The following is a 15,902-nucleotide window of genomic DNA, read 5'->3' on the forward strand; positions in this document are numbered from 1 at the left end:
TCTAGCCGGGGTCTTTCCCTATGAGTCAGTATATCCTGCGTCGTCTGATGATCGCGATTCCGAGTTTGCTCGGAATCTCGGTCGTGCTGTTCGTCGTGCTGGCGCTTGCGCCAGGCGATCCGTTCTCGGAACTGGCGACGAACCCGAACGTCCCGCCCGAAGTGCAGGCCGCCCTCCGGGCCAAGTTCGGCCTCGACGATCCGATCTACCTCCGTTACCTGCACTGGCTCAACGCCATGTTGCACGGTGACTGGGGTTTCTCCTTCGTCAGCCGGATGAACGTCGACACGCTGATCCTTCAGCGTCTGCCGGCGACACTCTACGTGATCGGCTCGGCGCAGATCCTGGCGCTGCTGATCGCGATTCCCGTCGGCGTCTATGCGGCCACCAAGCCCTATTCGCTGTTCGACCAGGTCGCGAACACGCTCGCCTTCATCGGTTTCTCGCTGCCGACCTTCTTCACCGGCCTGCTGTTCATCCTCATCTTCTCGGTGACGCTGGACTGGCTGCCCTTCGTCTATACCACCGATATCAAGGGCACCGGCATCCGCTGGGTGCTCGAGATGATCCGGCAGGCGATCATGCCGGTGGCGGTGCTCGGCCTGTTCCAGGCGGCGTCGATGACGCGCTTCGTGCGCTCGGCGATGCTGGACGTGATCCGGCTCGACTACGTCACCACGGCGCGCGCCAAGGGCCTCGGGCAGGCCACGGTCATCGTCAAGCACGTGATGCGCAACGCGATGATCCCGGTCGTCACGCTGATCGCGTTGCAGATGCCGGCGGTGTTCGGCGGCGCCATCGTCACCGAGCAGATCTTCCGTATCCCCGGGATCGGCTCGCTGCTGATCTCCTCGATCCTGTCCAATGACACGCCGGTCGTGATGGCCGTGACCTTCGTGTTTGCGTGCCTGGTCGTGCTGTTCAATCTCATCGCGGACGTCCTGTATGGCTGGCTTGACCCTCGCATCTCCCTCCGCTGAGCGGCGCACCTACTCGCCCTGGCGCGAGACATGGCGGCGTTACAGCCGCCACAAGCTCGCCGTGGTCAGCGCCTTCCTGCTGCTGATCCTGGTGCTGGCCGTGGTGGTCGGCCCCTTCGTGTGGCGCGTGAAGATCAACGAGATCGACATCGTCGCGGGCCTGCAGGGGCCCTCGCTCGCCCATCCCTTCGGCACCGACGATCTCGGCCAGGACATCCTGGCGCGCATGATCTATGGCGGGCGCATCTCGCTCGCGGTCGGGCTTGCCGCGATGCTGGTCTCGGTGTTCGTCGGTACGTTGATCGGCTCGCTTGCCGGGATGTCGCGGGGCGCGCTCGGCCACGGCCTGATGTGGCTCACTGATTTGTTCCTGTCGCTACCGCAACTGCCGCTGCTGCTGTTGCTGATCTATCTGTTCCGCGACGGGCTGAAGCAGGCGTTTGGTCCAGAAGGCGGCATCTTCGTTCTGATCGTGCTCGTCATCGGCGGCTTGCGCTGGATGCCGGTGGCACGCCTGGTGCGCGCGCAATTCCTGTCGATCCGCGAGAAGGAGTTCGTGGAGGCCGCCCGCGCGCTCGGCGCAAGCCCGGTGCGGCAGGTGGTGCGGCACATCCTGCCCAATGCACTGGGGCCAGTGATCATCGCCGGCACCATCGACGTTGCGGCCGCGATCATCGCCGAGTCCACGCTGTCCTTTCTCGGCCTCGGCTTCCCGCCGGATACGCCGACCTGGGGCCGGCTCCTGTTCGACGCCAAGGATTTTCTCGACATCGGCCCGCACTGGGCGCTGTTTCCGGGCGGCGCGATCTTCATCGCGGTGGTCGCCATCAACTTCATCGGCGACGGCTTGCGTGACGCGCTCGATGCGCGACGGGTGATTTGATGGCGCCGCTGCTCGAAATCAAAGGGCTGAAAACCCATTTCTCCACCGACGACGGCATTTTGCAGGCCGTCGACGGCGTCGACATCTCCATCAACAAGGGCGAGACGCTCTGCGTCGTCGGCGAATCCGGCTGCGGCAAGACCGTGACGGCGATGTCGATCCTGAAGCTGATCGCGATGCCGCCCGGCCGCATCGCAGCCGGCCAGATCATCTTCGAAGGCCGCGATCTGGTGCCGCTGACCAGCAATCAGCTGGACGAGATCCGCGCCAAGGAGATCGGCTTCATCTTCCAGGAGCCGATGACCTCGCTCAATCCCGTGCTCACCGTCGGCGAGCAGATCGCCGAGAGCCTGCGCCGCCACGAGGCGGTGACCAGGAAGCAGGCGATGGAACGCACCATCGAGATGCTGAAGCTGGTGCAGATCCCCAACGCCGAAGGCCGCGTGCACAATTATCCGCACCAGTTCTCCGGCGGCATGCGCCAGCGCGTGATGATCGCGATGGCGCTCGCCTGCAAGCCGAAGCTGATCATCGCCGACGAGCCCACCACGGCGCTCGACGTCACCATCCAGGCCCAGATCCTCGACCTCTTGCAGGACATGAAGGAACGCTTCGGTATGGCGGTGATGCTGATCACCCATGCCATGGGCGTCGTCGCCGAGACCGCGCAGCGGGTCGTCGTGATGTATGCCGGCAAGGTGGTGGAGGAGGCGCATGTCGACGATCTGTTCGGCAATCCAGGCCATCCCTATACCCAAGGCCTGATCCGCTCGATCCCGCGCATCGATCTCGACAGCGAGCACAAGACGCGGCTGGAGGCGATCGGCGGCTCGGTGCCGATCCTGATTAATCCGCCGGTCGGCTGCCGTTTTGCTCCACGTTGCCGTCATGCCATGAGCGTCTGCACCGAGAAGGAGCCGCTGCTCCGCGAGATCTCGCCCGGCCACCGCATGGCCTGTCACCTGGGAGATACGAATCTGGGAGCCGCGTCATGAGCGAACCTTTGCTCCGCGTCAGCGGCCTGAAGAAACATTTCCCCGTGCTCGGTGGCCTGCTGTCGCGCCAGGTCGGCAGCGTCTATGCGGTCGACGGCGTCTCGTTCTCGGTCAATCGTGGCGAGACGCTCGGTCTCGTCGGCGAATCCGGCTGCGGCAAGTCGACGACGGGGCGCTGCGTGCTGCGCCTGATCGAGCCGACCGACGGCGAGGTCACTTTCGACGGCCAGGACGTGCGCAAGCTCGGCGGCACTGATTTGCGCGCGATGCGGCGGAACATGCAGCTCGTGTTCCAGGACCCGTTCGCCTCGCTCAACCCGCGTATGACGGTCGGCGCCATCCTCGGAGAGGCCCTGATCATCCATAATCTCGGATCGTCGGCGAAGGAGCGCGAGGAGCGCGTCGCCAGCCTGCTCGTGAAGGTCGGCCTCAAGGCCGAGCACATGCGCCGCTACCCGCACGAATTCTCCGGCGGCCAGCGCCAGCGCATCGTAATCGCGCGTGCGCTCGCGGTCGAACCGAAGCTGATCGTCTGCGACGAGCCGGTCTCCGCGCTCGACGTCTCGATCCAGGCGCAGGTGATCAATCTGCTGGAAGATCTCCAGGCCGAGCTGAACCTCACCTATCTCTTCGTCGCGCATGACCTGTCGGTGGTCGAGCATATCTCCGACCGCGTCGCGGTGATGTATCTCGGTCGCATCGTCGAGCTGGCGAAGGCGAGCGACCTCTACCGCAACCCGCAGCATCCCTACACCCGGGCGCTGTTGTCGGCGGTGCCGGTGCCCAATCCAAAGCTCAAGCGCGAACGCATCCGCCTCAAGGGCGACGTGCCGAGCCCGATGAAGCCGCCGTCCGGCTGCCATTTCCACACCCGCTGTCCGATCGCCCAGCCGCGCTGCGCCGAAAGCGCGCCGGAGCTGAAGGAAGGGGCGGGCGGCCACTTCGTGGCGTGTCATCTGGCCTGATGCGATGAACCCGTAGGGTGGGCAAAGCGAAGCGTGCCCACCAGAGGCGTCAGGCGCGTTTCGCCGGCCAGGGAACGACCTGTCCCGACATCACCAGCCGGTCGCGGCCGCCATCCTTGGCGGCGTAGAGTGCGCGGTCGGCGGCCGCAACCAGCGCGCTGCAATCCGTGGTGGTCTGCGACGGAAGGCTCGTCGCCGCACCCACGCTCACCGTGACGAGCCGTGAGGGCAGGTTTTGCGCATGCAGCATGGCGAGCTCGCGCAGCGCCTCGCGAATCTCTTCGCCGAGTTCGGCGCAGCCGTCCGCGACGGTATTTGGCAACAGCATGGCGAATTCCTCGCCGCCGTAGCGCGCCGCAAGGTCGGCTGGGCGCCTGGCGTGGGCGGACAGGATCCGGCCCAGCGCGCGCAGGCAGCCGTCGCCCGCCAAATGTCCGTAATGGTCGTTGAACGTCTTGAAATGATCGACGTCGATCAGGAGTAGCGAGAGCTGCGTGCCATCGCGTCGGGCCCGCGCCCATTCGTCCGCGAGGCGTTCGTCGAATGCGCGCCGGTTGGCGAGCCCGGTGAGCCCGTCGGCCGCCGCGAGTGAGGTGAGCTTGTCCTGCAAGTCCTTCTGCTCGGTCATGTCGCGCACGACCGCGACGACGCCGTCAATCTCGCCGCTGTCGGACGCCCGCGTCACGTGCAGGGCCGCCTCGACCCAGATATCGCCCTTCTCGCGATGGCGCTGGCGGTAGACGAACCTCGCCTCCTCGGCCTCGCCGTTCTTCAGCGCGGCAACGGCCTGTTCGACCCGTTCGATGTCCTCCGTGTGGATGCCGGCCACGGCCGACTTGCCCACGAGTTCGTCAGGAGACCAGCCGATCATGCGCAGACACGATGGAGAGACGTAGAGTAGCCGGTCATCCAGCCCGATCCGGGTCACCATATCACTGGACTGCTCGGCGAGCAGGCGGAAATGGGCTTCGTTGGCGACCAGGGCCTGTGCCATGCGCTGCCGCTGCGAGAGCTGGCGGACCAGGTAGAAGCCGATCATCGCGATCAGCAGGACGAGGCCGAGAACGACGGCCACGCGCACGGCCGCTGCACGTTGCCAGGGGGCCAGCACCTCATCCTGCGACTTGCTTGCGAGCACCATCAGGGGGTAGCGGCTGCTGCGCTGGTAGTAGCTCAACCGCTGCACGTTATCGAGCGGTGACTTGAAATAGTAGACCGCCGCGGCCGGCCGGCTTTCCCATTGCCTGAACAACGGTGCATTGGACAGGTCGCGTCCGATGAAGGCGCCGCTCTCGTCGCGGCTGCGCGCCAGCATGATGCCGTCATTGTTCAGCAGCGACGCCGAGCCGTTCGACCCGACGTCGAACCGCTCGAAGAACTTGACGAAATAGTCGACGTCGATCGTAAGCAGGGCGACGCCGGCGAAGCTGCCGTCGGGGTGGTTCACGCGGCGCGACGCAGTGATGATCCACTGGCCGCCGGCGCGGCTCCTGACGGGCCGTCCGATCAGCGTGCTGCGATCCGGCGAGTTGCGATGGCGTTGGAAATATTCGCGGTCGCTGTTGTTGAGCTTGGAGAAGTCGATCTGCTCGGTGGTGGCAAGCCAACGGCCGGTCTCGTCATAGACGAAGATGCCGCGGATGCGGTCCGATGACTTGCGGGTCGGCAGATAGGCCTGGAGCTTCGCGATCGTGTCCGGGCCCATTCCGTCGAGATCGAGCCGGTGGGCCAGCCCGACCAGGATCGTATCGGCGAGCTCGAACGTGTCGTCCGCGTGCTGGATCAGCGAATGCGCGACATTGGCCACGTCGACTTCGGCGTTCCTGAGCTCGGCATTGCGCGCTTCCCACTCGCGCCAGACGCTCAAGCCGAGAATGGCGACGCAGATCAGCACGACGAATCCCGCCGCCCAGAGCGGAAGGCGCGTTTTGCCGAGTTCGCGGCCCGTGACCATCAGGCTTGCTCCAATTCGGTGCAAACCTCTCACTTTCGCCTTAACGGCCTATTTCATGATCCGCGCTGATTGTGCCGAACCTGTCTTCGGAAGGAGGAATCCGCACTATTTCAACGGGTTATCGTCGTGGGACGCTAACCACGCTGGCCCAGCGGCCGGTTTACCTGGCGTCGCCTGCCTCATCCCTCCAGCGTGAAGCCCACCCGCAGCGTCACCTGGTAGTGGCGTACGGCGCCGTTTTCGATGTGGCCGCGTGTCTGCACGACCTCGAACCACTTCATGTCGCGAATGGTCTTGGAGGCGCGGCTGACGGCGTTCTTGATCGCATCCTCGATCGACGTGTCGGACGAGCCGACGAGTTCGAGGATCTTGTAGACGTGATCCTTCTCGGCTGTGGGCATGGCGCGTCTCCCCTTGTTTGCGCTGCGGCACCGCTGCCGCCAGCGCCCTCATCTGAACGAGCGCCAACGTTTCCGGTTCCATCATCCGCGATAGGTCGCGTGCGCCAGCCGAGGTGGAGCAGGCTGCATCTGGCGGCTAGGCGCTGGGCATGGATTCAGCGCGGCGCGACAGGACGATCGGCTTCCCTTGCCTCGGCGTGACGGTGCTCGGCTGCGCGAATGGGCAGCGATGGCGCTCACGCTCGGCGGCGTGACGCAGGCGTTGCAGCGGGTCTAGAGACGCTGTGGTGCAGCTCGCGGCAAGGCAGGTGCAGCCTGCGTCCGGCGCCACAGCAGTGTCAGCAAGAGAACCAGCAATGCCATCAGTGCGAAGCCGCCGAGGGCGGGTGCGAAATGCTGATCGAGATCGGCCTTCTGCCCGAACTGCACTGCAAGCCGCGCCGATTGCAGCAGACCATAGGCTCCCGCGAGCAGGATCAGCCCGCAAATGATGTTGCGCTCGCGCGGGCTCGCCACTTTGGGAAGATCGGGCAGGATCAAAGCGAGACCGATCCCGAGCATCGGCAGGTCATAATCATAAGCGTAGGGACTGATCATCACCGATACCATCACGGTGACGCCGAGGGCGAATTTGGACGAAGCGCCGCGCACCGTTCCGAGAAGGACGGCGAACAAGGCCAGCCCCGCAACGGCCGTTTGTCCCCAGAAGGCGGCGCTTGCGGGAAAGCCGGCCTTGTACAGCGCCGCATAGGTCGAGATCATGCGGAAGAGCGGATAAAAACCCTGCTCGAGATAGCTCGCCGATACCCTGATCGCCCCCAACCATGCGAACCAGATCTGCCAGCCGAACAGGAATGTGCAAAGCAGGGAGCTCGCCAATACGACGGCCGCAGCCGTTCCGAGCGCAATCCAGCGCCGTGTCACGAGCAGATAGACGCCGGCGGCAATCGCAAGATGCGGCTTGATCACCATGGCGCCAAGTGCGAGGCCGGCCAATAGCTGCCGCCGTTCGACGTTGAGGCAGACGAGTGCGATCAGTGCGCCGGTGAGAAAGCCATTCTGCCCGCATCCGATGTTGATCGCGAGCGCCGGAAGCAGGATCACCAGCACTTGCGCGAAATTCACGCCCGAGATCGCGCGCAGGGTTACGAGATAGAGCGCGAGTGTTGCGGTGGTGAACAGGAGATAGCCGACGCCGACCGGCAGGAACGCGAACGGCGCGAGCAGGAGACCGTATTGTGGCGGATAGGTCCAGGGCATGAATCTGGTCATGCCGCCGGCTGCCTCCGTCTGCATCTTGAGCAGCGCCTCGAAGTGATAGACTTGGTCGAGGTCGCCGCGCCAGACGCGCTGCGCGACGATGTGGAAGGCGTCGAAATCGGCGAGATCGCGATCCGCCCAGCCGCCCCAGCGGGCGAACCAGAAGGTCTTGAAAGCCACCATCACCGCCAGCGCTGCCAGCACGAAACTCACATAGGTCGTCCGCTTCGACGGCGAGAGCTGAACCTGTTCCAGTGTTTCGGCGAGCATGGGGCGGCGACCTCGAACCTGACGGATGGGGGCCGGGCGGGCAGGTCCGCAGGTCCCTGCCAAACTGCCATTGGGGGGCTTAAGGGACGGTAACGAATCCGGAAGGATTTTGGCGGCGGCGCCTCCCTTGCGGAATGGAGGCGCGGGAATCAGGCCCGGTTCGTCGCCGGTCTTGCGCCGGGATGACTCGACTTTCGGCCGCTCGACATAGGAGTATCTTTTCGAAATCGCCCGCGGCCGCCGGGCGGGCTCGCTTGCCCGTTCGGGGACAGGCGAGCTAACCTCGGCGAGGTTCCTCAGATGTTCGATGTGCGGTGATGATCGACCGTTGGGCGAAGGCCGCTCTGGTTGCGATCGGCCTGTCTGCCGTGTCGCCGCCTGTTGCTGCGCAGGACGAGCTTCATGACGCGCCTCGCAGCCTGTCGCTGCAAGTCACCACCGATCCTTCCATGATCGCGTGCCGCAGGCTGGAGAGCGTCAATCCCGCCTCGCTCGTGTTCCTGCCGTTGCGGCGGACTTTCAACGATGATTTCGACGAGCATCCGCTGTCGCACGGACGCTGGGTGCCGCACTATGCCGGTGGCGCGGCGTGGCCGGAGGCGCGCTACTGGGGCGGCGACGGCTCCGACTTCAAGCGCAAGACCAGCGCCAATGGCGAGCAGCAGATCTATGTCGATCCGCGCTACGCGGGACGTGCCGGGGCGGCGCTTGGGCTCGATCCCTTCACGGTCAAGGACGGCGTGCTCTCGATCATCGCCAGCCGCACGCCGCCGGAATTGAAGCCGGTGCTGTTCAACAATGAGTACATCTCGGGAATCCTGACGACGCAGGGCACGTTCGCGCAGAAGCACGGCTATTTCGAAATCCGTGCCAAGGTGCCGGTCGGTCATGCGGTCTGGCCGGCGTTCTGGATGCTGGCGGATGATGGCGGCTGGCCGCCGGAGGTCGACGTGCTCGAAGGCCGCGGCGAGCGGCCTGGCGATCTCGTGATGACGACGCATTGGCGGATTCCGTCGACCCAGAAGATCCAGTCCTGCGGCTTCGACTTCGCGGTCGGCGATGCTTCGAACGCCTTCCACAATTACGGTGTGCTGTGGGAGGAGGATCGTCTGATCTATTTCATCGACCGCAAACCGGTCTCCGACATCAAGGTCCCCATCGGCTTCGACGATCCCATGTACATGATCGTCAATCTCGCGATCGGATCGAAATTCTTTCCGGGTGTCAGTCCTGTCGATGCGGAATCGCCACCGAGCGTCGCTTTCGAGATCGACCGGATTTCCGCCTATCAGATCGATATAGAGCGGGCGCGGAGATAGCGATGCCAGCGGACGTCTCGCGGCGCGATTTTACAAAGCTCGCCGGCCTCGCCGCGCTGGGCACGGCGGCGGGCGCCAGGGCTGCGGGGAATGAAACGCCGGCGGCCGATCGCCACGCGCCCTTCCCGAAGGATTTTTTGTGGGGCACGGCGACCTCGTCCTACCAGATCGAAGGTGCCGTCAACGAGGACGGCCGCGGCAAGTCGATCTGGGACATTTTCAGCCACACGCCCGGCAAGATCGAGGATGGATCCACCGGCGATCGCGCCAACGAGCACTATCACCGCTACAAGGAGGACGTCGCGCTGATCAAGGCGATCGGCGTCAAGGCCTACCGCTTCTCGATCGCATGGCCGCGGGTGTTCCCCGAAGGAGCGGGCCAGCCCAATCCGAAAGGGCTCGACTTCTACAACCGCCTCGTCGACGAGTTGCTCGCGAACGGCATCGACCCCTACGCCACGCTCTATCACTGGGACCTGCCGCAAGCGCTTCAGGATCGTGTTGGCGGATGGTCATCGAGTGATACGTCGAAAGCCTTTGCGGATTACGCGTCATACGTCGCCGCGCGCCTGACCGATCGTGTCAAAAACATCTTTACCGTGAACGAGGTCGGGCGCTTCGTGAACTTCGGCTATGGCTGGGGTATCGACGCACCCGGCCTCAAGCTGCCGGCGGCCCAACTCAACCAGGCCCGCCATCATGTCGCGCTCGCGCACGGACTTGCCGTGCAGGCGATCCGCGCCTCCGGGCGGGCCGGTACCCGCGTCGGTGCGGCCGAGAATATCGCGGCTTGCGTGCCGGCGATCGCAACGCCGGACAACATCCGCGCTGCCGAGATCGCGACGCGCGAGCTCAATGCCGGCTTCCTCGGCGTGGTGCTGGAGGGCAAATACACCGACGGCTTCCTCGCCTATGCCGGCGCGGACGCGCCAAAATTCACGGCCGAGGAATTGAAGATCATCGGCACGCCGAACGATTTCGTCGGCCTCAACATCTACGCGCCGCAATATTACGTCATCGCCTCCGACCGTGCGCCCGGCTTCCATGTGTTGCCGTTCCCGACCTCGTTCCCGCACATGAATTCGGAATGGCTCCGCGTCGGTCCTGAAGTGATCTACTGGGCGCCGCGCCTCGCCGCAAAGATCTGGAACATCGACAATATCTACATCAGCGAGAACGGCACCTCGTCCGAGGACAGGATTTCCGCCGACGGCCAGGTCTACGATCTCGACCGCATCATGTTCCTTCGCAACTATCTCACCCAGATGCAGCGCGCGGTGGCCGACGGCGTGCCGATCCGCGGCTATTTCCTCTGGAGCCTGATGGACAATTTCGAGTGGATTTTTGGCTACGGCAAACGCTTCGGGCTGTACCGGGTCGACTTCGAGACGCAGGCAAGGGTGCCGAAACTGAGCGCGGCGTTCTATCGCGACGTGGTGGCACGGAACGCGATCGGGGTGTGAGGCTAAGTCCTAACCGGACTACGCTCTATCCATGCATCATTGGCGGCAGACGCCGCGCGAGGGCGCCGCTCGTCATTTCTTGAGGGACACTCGCACATTCCCGGCCGCTCCGTTGCAATCGAAACAAAGATCCCACGATCAGAAACATTCCCGTAGCGCGGCCCACGCACAGAAAGGCGGTGAAGCTAACCACCAAAGGAATGAACATGAGCCGTCAATTCGGGCAGCGCGCAGTCGTCATCGGGGCGGGGATGGGTGGATTATCCGCGGCCGGGGCGCTTGCCTCTGCGTTCAGGGAGGTCATCATTCTAGAGCGCGAGGCGCTACCGGCTTCAGTCATGTCCCGTGCCGGCGTTCCCCAGGACCGACACCCACATCTTCTGCTGGCCGGAGGATTGCAGGCACTCGACTCCCTGTTCCCGGGATACGAGCGCGACCTTGCCGACGCCGGTGCAGTTCCCGTGAATGCCTTCAAGGACATTCAATACGAGCGGCCGGATGTCGGCGCCCTGCCGCGACGCGATTGCGGCACGACGCTGCTGTGTGCCTCGCGGCCGTTGATCGAGCACACCTTGCGCCGGAAGGTGATGGCGATCGCCAATATCAAATTGCAGACGCAAAGCCGTGTGACGGAGATCGTGCCCGCGGCGAGCCGGCCGCTGGTCAAGTTCGAGAACGACGCCGGTGTTGGTGCCGCGATCGAAGCGGATCTCGTGGTCGATGCGTCCGGCCGCGGTGCGCCGACGCTCGGCTTGCTCGATGTGCTCGGCTGGGAGAAGCCGCAGGAGACCGCCGTCGGTGTCGACATCAGCTACACGACCGCAGTTCTTCGACCCGGGAATGTCTCGTCCGATTGGAAAATTCTGGTCACGTTGCCCGATCCGGCGACGTCGGCGACATCCGGGTTGATCATCCCTCTCGAAGGTGGGCGCTGGATTACATCGATCTCCCATCACGGCGCGCCGGACCGCCCGAAGACCTGGGAAGAGTTTCTTGCCGTTGCGCGCCAACTGAAGACACCCGCGATCTACAACGCGATCTACAAGCTGTTGCCACCCGGTGGCCTCCGGCATTTCGTCCTGGACGAGAGCCGCTGGCGGCATTTCGAACGGCTCGAACGGCTGCCGCGCGGGATTCTTCCAGTTGCGGACTCGCTGTGCCGGTTCAATCCGGTCTACGGACAGGGCATGACGGTTGCGGCACGCGAAGCAAAGCTGCTGCGCGGCATCCTGGATCGCGTTGCCGGGGAAGCGGACCCGATTGAGGCCCTCCAGGCCGCGTTCATGTCCGAAGTGGGCGCGTTCCTTCAAGCACCATGGAACATGGGCGTGAACGCCGATTTCGCCTATCCGACCACGAGGGGCGAACGGCCGGAGCACTACGAGGAAAGCCGCCAGTTCGAGGCTGCCCTATTCCGCGCGGTCGTGGCCGATCCGGTGGTTCAGAGGGCGTTCTCGGACGTCCTGCAGCTCATGGAGCCGTTCGAGTTGCTCAACGAGCCCGATATGCGGCGACGGATCGAGGCCCACTCCCTCGCGCAGAATGCCTGATGTTCGATAAAACGAAGACCCGTCGGCAAGCCGGCGGGCCTTTTGTTTGCGGTGAGCAAATCGCATGAATGGCCGGGCGTGCAGCGGTGGACGCTGCATCGACCCTACGGATCCAGCTCCGTGTCCCAGTAGAGATAATCCAGCCAGCTGTCGTGCAGGTAGTTCGGCGGAAACAGGCGGCCGTTGCGGTGGAGCTGGTGCACGGTCGGCGCGAAGGCGTGCTGGCGCGGAAACATCTTGGCCTGCACCGGGGTGAGATTGCCCTTGCGCAGGTTACACGGCGAGCACGCCGCGACCACGTTCTCCCAGGTGGTCTGGCCGCCTTTGCTGCGCGGGATGATGTGATCGAAAGTGAGGTCTTCGGGCGAGCCGCAATATTGGCAGGCGAAGCGATCGCGCAGGAAGACGTTGAACCGGGTGAAGGCCGGATGGGTGGTCGGCTTGACGAAGGACTTGAGCGAGACGACGCTCGGCAGCTGCATTTGCAGCGTGGGGCTGTGAACCGCCTGGTCGTAATGCGCGACGATGTTGACGCGATCGAGAAACACCGCCTTGATCGCGTCCTGCCACGACCACAGAGACAGTGGGTAGTAACTCAGCGGCCGGAAGTCCGCGTTCAGGACCAGCACCGGCCAACTGCCTTGCGAGACATGTGCGTTCAAGTAACGCTCCCGGCCTCCAATATACGCTGCGAAGCAGCATGTATTGACATACTACATGCAGCGTGACGGGATTGTGAAGCCCGTTGAGCGACTTATTCAGGCGCATGCAATGCGGCGGCGGGGTGGCAAACGCTCAAAAACGCCGCGATTTGGGAGGGGTCCATGCGAAGCTGGCTGGCCCGGAACTGCCCGACGCCGTTGCCGGTGCCTCATTCCCGCACCCGCTCCAGCTTCTGCAGGCACCGCGTCGCGCGCACGACGGCCGGCATCTCCTCGTTCGGAAAGCTTGTTGTCCAGTTGGTGACGCCGACCTCGCCGACATAGATGTTGCCCCTCGAATCCAGTGCGATGCCGTGCGGCGCCAGGAATTTGCCGCTGGCAACGCCCGGACCCTCTTCGCCGCCGAGCCGGGCAACGCGTTTGCCTTGCGCATCGACGATCGACAGCCGCGGGCCGAGATTGGGCACATTGCGGTTGATATCGAGGCCCGGACCGAGCTCACCGATTACGAAGGTCGGGTTCTTGGCCCCGCCACAGCAGCACAGCGCGCAGGGGCGGTGCAGATTGTTCCACTGCGTCTCGTATTTGCCCTCGCCGTTGAACACCTGCACGCGATGGTTCTCGCGGTCGGCGACATAGACCCAGCCGTCGGCATCGGTGGCGATATTGTGCACGATGTTGAACTGGCCGGGATCGGTGCCGGGCTCGCCCCAGCTTTTGATCAGCTTGCCGTCCGGCGTGTACTTGTGCACGCGCGCATTGCCATAACCGTCGGAGACGTAGATCTCGCCCTTCGGCGACAGCGCGGTGTGCGTGCAGCGGTGGAACGGCTCGCCGCTCATGAACGGCGAGGGCTTCTCAGGGATGCCGATCGTCAGCAGCACCTTGCCGTCGGTGGTGCATTTACGCACGGTGTGGTCGCCGTCGTCGGTGCAATAGAGATTGTCGTCGGCATCAATGTGCAGGCCATGGGCGCGGGAGAACAGGCCTTCGCCAAAGCTCCGGAGGAAATTGCCCTCGCGGTCCAGCACCACCATCGGATGGGCGCCGCGGTTGAAGACGTAGACGCGGTCCTTGCTGTCGACCGCGACGGACGCAACGTCGGTCAGCGTCCAGCCGTCCGGCAATTTCGCAAAATTTTCGACGACGCGGTAGCGGTGCTCGCCGGTGCCGAGAATGGCTGGCATGTGTCCCTTCCTTTAGCTGTCTCTATCGTACTCGTTTGTATCCGCGTCGTCATTGCGAGCGAAGCGAAGCAATCCAGAATCTTTCCACGGGGGCAGTCTGGATTGCTTCGCTTCGCTCGCAATGACGGTGTGGCTCAAGTTGCGCCCACCTCACGCTCCAAAATCCCCTCCTCGATCGCCTTGATCTGGAGCGCGAGGTATTTCGAATTGATGCGGCACTGCGCGAGGCTGCCGGCGATGAACCACAGGCCGGGCTGCCCAGTGCGCGCATACATGTTGCGCAGCTCAAAGCCGTCGCCAAAGCCCCAGACCGGGCCGACGCGGTCGGCGACGCCGTCGCCGAACAGCTTTCGCACCAGATATTCCTGAGGCTTGTAGCCGGTCGAGAGCACGATCAGGTCGGCCGAAATGGTCGAGCCGTCCTTCATCCGCGCGCCGTCGGCCGTGAAGCTCTCGATATCGGCAAACTGCTTGAGTTTGATCGCGCCCTCGACGATGAGGTTGGAGCAGCCGACGTTGAAATAATAGCCGCCGCCGCGGGTGAGGTATTTGAACTGCCAGCCGGTGCCGGCCTCGCCGAAATCGAGCTTGAAGCCGACGCGGGCGAGGCCGTCGAGCAGCTCCTTGTCGAGCTCCTTCGATTGCTCGGTCAGCATCACATGGTTTTTTTTCGCCAGCGGCGTTGGCATCGAGGTCGCGATCAGATCGTTGTCCTCGAGCGTGCCCTCGTTGTAGGTCGCATAAGCGAGCTGCGCCGAGGGCTCGATATTGGTGACCAGCGTCGGCGAGCGCTGCACCAGCGTCACCTCGGCGCCGCTGGAGCAGAGATCCTGCGCGATGTCGTGACCGCTGTTGCCGGTGCCGATGACGATCGCGCGCTTGCCGGTCCAGTTTTCGCCGTCCTCATAGCGGCTGGAATGCAGCAGCGTCCCCTTGAAATTGTCCAGCGTCGGAATATCGGGCACGTTGGCGATGCCGCTGACGCCAGTTGCCATGATCACATGGCGCGGATGCATGGTGCGCCCGCTGCCGTCGGCGCGCCGCAGTGTCACCGTCCAGCTGCCTTTCGCCTCGTCGTAAGAGCCGCCCTCGAACTCGGTGCCGGTCCAGAAGTTCAGCTCCATGGCATCGACGTAAGCTTCGAACCAGTTGGCGAGCTTGTCCTTGGGGATATAGGTCGGCCAGCTCGGCGGAAACGGCATGTAGGGCATGTGATTGACCTGCACCTGGTTGTGCAGGGTCAGCGCATGATAGCGCTTGCGCCAATTGTCGCCGATCCGCGTCTCGCGATCGACGATCAGCGTGTCGACCTTCAACTGCTTCAACCGCGCCGCGGTCGCGAGCCCGGCCTGGCCGCCGCCGACCACCAGCACGGTCGGGTCACGATCGGCATAGTCACCCGAGGCGTTGCGTAAATCGAGCCAGTTCGGTCCGCGGAAATCGCGCGAATAGGCCTGGCCGCGTGGCCGCGATAGGCCGAGTTGTTCTTCGAACCCTTTGAGCTCGTCAAGCGCGGTGAGCAAAGTCCATGCCTTCAGGCGGTCGCCGTCGGCGGGATCGGAAACAAGCCGCACGATACCGCTGCCGCGGCCGAGCGCGGTCTCGAAATTGAAGATGGTCTCAATATTGTTGGTGCCGGCGCGCGTCACCCAGCGCGGGGGGGCGCGGTTCGGCGCAATCTTGAAATTGCTCGGCGCTGCTTCGGGCACGCGCGTTGTGAGCTCCTCCGCAATCGCATCACGCCCGGCAAGCGTTTGCAGGTTCCAGCTCAGCGCCAGCACATCGCGCCAAAAGCTGTCGGCGAGGAAGAGATGGCCGAGTTCGGCCGGATCAGGCTTACCCAGCGAGCGCTCGAACCCGTCGAGCCAGGCTTGCGCGGCGACGGAAATATCCTTCGTCTTGTCCAGCATGCGCGACCTCGTGGCCGTCTTCGCGGCGTTTCCTCGAGCATGATCCGGAAAAGTGTGCGGCGGTTTTCCGAAGAGATCATGCTCCAATCATAGGAGGTCGACG

Annotated in this window: 13 protein-coding genes; 7 read left to right on the plus strand and 6 right to left on the minus strand. The window is 64.1% G+C overall.

From position 1 onward, the window contains the following. The first annotated feature begins 20 nt into the window (after positions 1–20). From B5V03_RS15365 to B5V03_RS15380, 4 genes are read left to right on the plus strand one after another with little or no spacing between them, the layout of a single operon-like run. On the plus strand, positions 21–980 hold the full coding sequence (locus B5V03_RS15365) for an ABC transporter permease (RefSeq protein WP_129271108.1): 960 nt from the start codon (positions 21–23) through the stop codon (positions 978–980). Continuing rightward, positions 946–1,863: an ABC transporter permease gene (locus B5V03_RS15370; protein ID WP_129271109.1), complete on the plus strand. Its 918-nt coding sequence runs from the start codon at positions 946–948 to the stop codon at positions 1,861–1,863. The genes B5V03_RS15365 and B5V03_RS15370 overlap by 35 nt, the downstream gene beginning before the upstream one ends. After that, entirely contained in the window at positions 1,863–2,858 is a 996-nt protein-coding gene (locus tag B5V03_RS15375) for an ABC transporter ATP-binding protein (RefSeq protein ID WP_129271110.1), read from the plus strand. The genes B5V03_RS15370 and B5V03_RS15375 overlap by 1 nt, the downstream gene beginning before the upstream one ends. Further along, positions 2,855–3,823, plus strand: coding sequence for an ABC transporter ATP-binding protein (locus B5V03_RS15380; protein WP_129271111.1), 969 nt, complete (start codon positions 2,855–2,857; stop codon positions 3,821–3,823). Before B5V03_RS15375 ends, B5V03_RS15380 begins: the two co-directional genes overlap by 4 nt. 49 nt (positions 3,824–3,872) lie before the next feature. Here B5V03_RS15380 and B5V03_RS15385 read toward each other — a convergent pair whose 3' ends face one another. From B5V03_RS15385 to B5V03_RS15395, 3 genes are all read right to left on the minus strand, one after another. Then, entirely contained in the window at positions 3,873–5,777 is a 1,905-nt protein-coding gene (locus B5V03_RS15385; protein WP_129271112.1) for a sensor domain-containing diguanylate cyclase, read from the minus strand. Positions 5,778–5,956: 179 nt separating this feature from the next. Continuing rightward, a complete protein-coding gene (locus B5V03_RS15390; protein WP_129271113.1) occupies positions 5,957–6,178 on the minus strand; it encodes a dodecin in 222 nt (73 codons plus the stop codon). A 273-nt stretch (positions 6,179–6,451) separates the two neighbouring features. Next, positions 6,452–7,708, minus strand: a complete 1,257-nt coding sequence (locus B5V03_RS15395) for a glycosyltransferase family 87 protein (RefSeq protein WP_129271114.1) — start codon at positions 7,706–7,708, stop codon at positions 6,452–6,454. 317 nt (positions 7,709–8,025) lie between these two features. On the opposite strand from B5V03_RS15395, the gene B5V03_RS15400 reads away from it, so the two are divergent. The 3 genes from B5V03_RS15400 to B5V03_RS15410 all read left to right on the plus strand — a co-directional run bounded on the left by B5V03_RS15400 (position 8,026) and on the right by B5V03_RS15410 (position 12,040). Then, entirely contained in the window at positions 8,026–9,027 is a 1,002-nt protein-coding gene (locus B5V03_RS15400) for a glycoside hydrolase family 16 protein (protein WP_129271115.1), read from the plus strand. A gap of 2 nt (positions 9,028–9,029) precedes the next feature. Next, entirely contained in the window at positions 9,030–10,490 is a 1,461-nt protein-coding gene (locus B5V03_RS15405) for a GH1 family beta-glucosidase (protein WP_129271116.1), read from the plus strand. A gap of 206 nt (positions 10,491–10,696) precedes the next feature. After that, positions 10,697–12,040, plus strand: coding sequence for a squalene monooxygenase (locus B5V03_RS15410; protein ID WP_129271117.1), 1,344 nt, complete (start codon positions 10,697–10,699; stop codon positions 12,038–12,040). A 104-nt stretch (positions 12,041–12,144) separates the two neighbouring features. Here B5V03_RS15410 and B5V03_RS15415 read toward each other — a convergent pair whose 3' ends face one another. The 3 genes from B5V03_RS15415 to B5V03_RS15425 form a co-directional block, all read right to left on the minus strand. Then, positions 12,145–12,702, minus strand: coding sequence for an HNH endonuclease (locus tag B5V03_RS15415; RefSeq protein WP_018316280.1), 558 nt, complete (start codon positions 12,700–12,702; stop codon positions 12,145–12,147). 209 nt (positions 12,703–12,911) lie between these two features. Beyond that, positions 12,912–13,889, minus strand: coding sequence for a peptidyl-alpha-hydroxyglycine alpha-amidating lyase family protein (locus B5V03_RS15420; protein WP_129271118.1), 978 nt, complete (start codon positions 13,887–13,889; stop codon positions 12,912–12,914). A 134-nt stretch (positions 13,890–14,023) separates the two neighbouring features. After that, positions 14,024–15,799 carry a flavin-containing monooxygenase gene (locus B5V03_RS15425; RefSeq protein WP_129271119.1) on the minus strand — a complete coding sequence of 592 codons (1,776 nt, stop codon included), beginning with the start codon at positions 15,797–15,799 and terminating at the stop codon, positions 14,024–14,026. Positions 15,800–15,902: the final 103 nt, after the last annotated feature.

This window comes from Bradyrhizobium betae (genome assembly GCF_004123905.1).
Classification (GTDB): domain Bacteria; phylum Pseudomonadota; class Alphaproteobacteria; order Rhizobiales; family Xanthobacteraceae; genus Bradyrhizobium; species Bradyrhizobium betae_A.